General features: G+C 70.1%; 3 protein-coding genes. All 3 read left to right on the top strand.

Annotation, left to right across the window (positions count from 1 at the left end; translation table 11 throughout):
* The first annotated feature begins 88 nt into the window (after positions 1-88).
* The 3 genes from ACWCXX_RS41115 to ACWCXX_RS41105 all read left to right on the top strand — a co-directional run bounded on the left by ACWCXX_RS41115 (position 89) and on the right by ACWCXX_RS41105 (position 1,872).
* Positions 89-349 carry a hypothetical protein gene (locus ACWCXX_RS41115; RefSeq protein WP_451136405.1) on the top strand — a complete coding sequence of 87 codons (261 nt, stop codon included), beginning with the start codon at positions 89-91 and terminating at the stop codon, positions 347-349.
* Between the two features lie 28 nt (positions 350-377).
* Positions 378-1,169 (top strand): helix-turn-helix domain-containing protein, encoded by a 792-nt coding sequence (locus ACWCXX_RS41110; protein ID WP_451136403.1) that lies wholly within the window; start codon positions 378-380, stop codon positions 1,167-1,169.
* 247 nt (positions 1,170-1,416) lie between these two features.
* Positions 1,417-1,872 (top strand): hypothetical protein, encoded by a 456-nt coding sequence (locus tag ACWCXX_RS41105; RefSeq protein ID WP_451136401.1) that lies wholly within the window; start codon positions 1,417-1,419, stop codon positions 1,870-1,872.
* The last annotated feature ends 1,020 nt before the right edge of the window (positions 1,873-2,892 follow it).

The raw sequence follows: 2,892 nt of genomic DNA, 5'->3' as shown, positions 1-2,892 counted from the left end.
CGGCGGAGCCAACCGCCCGCGGTCCTGGTTGGAGCCAGTTACCAAAGTTCGTACACGCCGCACCGGCGTGAGTCAGAAAGGGGCTTCCATGTCCTTCCACCGATCTGCAGTGGCGTGTGCCGCCGGCATCCGTCCCCGGCTCGGCTCGGGAGAAAGCGCCGTCATCATCGTGATCATCGTGATGGCGATGCTCGCGACCACCCGCGACATCCCGCTGCGGGAGGCGGTCACCGTGCTCGGCAGCTCCGGGCTGCTCGGCGTACTGCTGATCCGCTGCACCCGGACCGGCCTGCCTGCCGCGGTGATCCGCAGGGCGGGACGCGTCCTGCTGGCCCCGGCCCAGGGGTAACACAGTGCCGGCTCGACGGGGGCGCCCGATGGCGCCGATCGACGATCCCAACAACGGCGTCGGCCGACTCGCCCGCGAGCTGCGCGAAGCCCGTTCCCGGCGCGGCCTGACGCGCCGGGAACTCGCCAGCAGGATCAACCGCTCGCTCACCACGATCCAGCGTGCTGAAGCAGGCGAGGTGAGGCCCACGCTGCTGGTGGCCCGGGAAATAGCGGAAGCCTGCGGCATAGGCGCCGACGACATCGAGATCCTGTGGAAGAAGGCATCCCGGTTGGGCAGAGGCCACCGCATGACCGACGCGCCCCGCCTGAACCTCGTACGCACCTCGGCCGACCTCGCGGCAGCGCTGAGACGCGTCTGGGAAGAAAACGGCGAGCCCACGTCCCGACAGATGGAAGAGAGAGCAGAAGCCCGATCCAAGGAATTCGCACCGCTCTCGCGGATGTCCGCCTGGCGCATCCGGGAACGAAAACAGCCCGTCACCTCAGTACGCCAGATGCACGCCTACCTGATCGCCTGCGAGGTACCGGAGGCATCCTTCCCCGGCTGGGTCAAAGCCTGGCAGCGGGCCAAGCGCGACGAACGACGAGCCCCCAGGCCCGCCCCGGCACCAGCCCCCGGGCACCCGCGCCGCAAAGTGACGCCGTCAGAGGCCTTCTCCTTCATGCTACAAGCAGGACTCAAGCCACTCGACCCCTTCCCCGGACAGATGGCCCCGTGGACAGCCGTGTGCACCACCTGCAGCTCCATCAGCCGCGTCCGGTACTCCAAAGTGAAGATGGGCATCGGCTGCCGCATCTGCCTCCGCGACGCAGCCTGACGCCCGCACTTCCTCCTGAGAACCTTTCAGTCGCCCCGGGCCCCCGGGTCTGGGGCGGCATGTGTCAGGGGCTCAGAAGGGCGGACCGCGCCTCCAGGCGGGGGAGTGGGCTCCGATCACAGGCCCGACCACGGACCAGCGCAGGCCCGACCACGACCCCGACCACCGCAGGTCAGGCCATGGTCGGGCCAGTCGATATCGCTTGCCGCACTCCTCGCCGCCTCCCCTTCCCGACCTGCTCGACCGGATGACGGACCTGCTGGCCGACGTCCTGGACGCGGGGGCGCGCGACGGCTGGACGCCGATGGGGGTGCTGTCCGCGCTGGACGCGGTCGACATCCTGATCGCGGCGGCCGCGCAGCACGGCGACCCGCTGGCCACTGCCCTGGAGCCGGTGCCCAGGTGCACGGTGGCCGCGCGAGCCGCAGTACGCGATCCGCTGCCGGGCCCGCCCCGGCCCCGCACGGCCGGCGCCCGCCAGGAAGCAGCGGACGGCACGGATCGGTTCAGGGCCTGGCGGGACGCGCGGCGGCACACTCCGCAAGGGCGGCCGCCCGCGGCGCTCGTTCTGCGGGCGGCGTACGAGCGGGCCGTGGCCGCCGAGGCTCACGCCAAGGGGGAGGCACGGGCCGCAGCCCGGGAGACCCTTCGAGCCCTGGACGCCATGCAGGCCCACCGCACACCCCCCGAGGCGAGCCGCTGACCTCCTGGCCGCGCCCCGGCCCGCGGATCCCTTGCACCAAGCCTTGCAGCATCCCTTGCGTCATCTCGCGCGCGATCTCTTTCCGTCCCCGGCGCGCCTGCCCGACATTCCCGCAGCTCACCGTGCCCCACGGCCCTGGTCGGGGCCCTGATATCCCCCTCTGAGCACCCCTGCCGCCCCTCTCGCCCTCGGAAAAAGCGGGAAGGGCAGGGCGGCGGGGAGCGCCTCGGGGGATCGGGCGGCACCACCTCCTTCCCGCGCGACGGCGGGGCCGCGCGCGACGACCGGCAGCTGTTCCGCTGGACCCGGATCGCCAGGCGGCCCGACGGTGCGGCGCGGGCCCGCCGACGAGCACGACCAGGAGCACGGGGCCGACGCCGGAGAGGGCTGGCGGATTCCCTCGCGACTTGGCGAGCCAGGAGAAAAGCCGCCCGTTTCAGAGCCCCTCGGACCCGTGGCTCAGCGGGCTCTTTCTCCTCACCGAAAGAGAGAAAGAAGAGGGGAACCGCAGTGAGTTGAGAAAAAATCCGGGCCGGATTTTGATGCACACTCGGAGTAGATATTTTTCGAGCCCAAAGGTTTTGCGAGAGTGGGCTTTTAGAATTGATTTACCCTCAATTTCTAAGGGTAGGTGAATTCGGCGGTTTGGTTCTTTGATGGAACGTCGGGGTGGCCCTGGGGGTGCGGTCTGAGATGAGAAGCTATCCGGGTCCAGGTTTTGACGCACAGAAAGGGAGAGGCGGGAACCCGGGCCAGATTTATGACGGATCGTCATGTTACGGTGCGCCAGACCGCATCCGCCCGAGCCCCCCCTTCCCTGTAGCCAGCCGCCCGCGTAGCGGGCCTCTGAGCAGGCGCGGAGCGGCTGCGACCGATCCGCGCAAGCGGATCGTCACATCGGGCGCGGAGCGCCTGATGTGACCCAGGGCCACGGAGTGGCCCGGCAACCCGGAGCGCGAAGCGCTCCGGTGGAAGCGGCGCGTAGCGCCGCCGCGTCGTGTCTGCGGAGCAGACCGCGCG

The sequence above is a fragment of the Streptomyces sp. NPDC001732 genome (assembly GCF_053596315.1).
The sequence above is the reverse complement of the archived record's forward strand: the minus strand, read 5'-3'. Positions and strand labels throughout refer to the sequence as shown.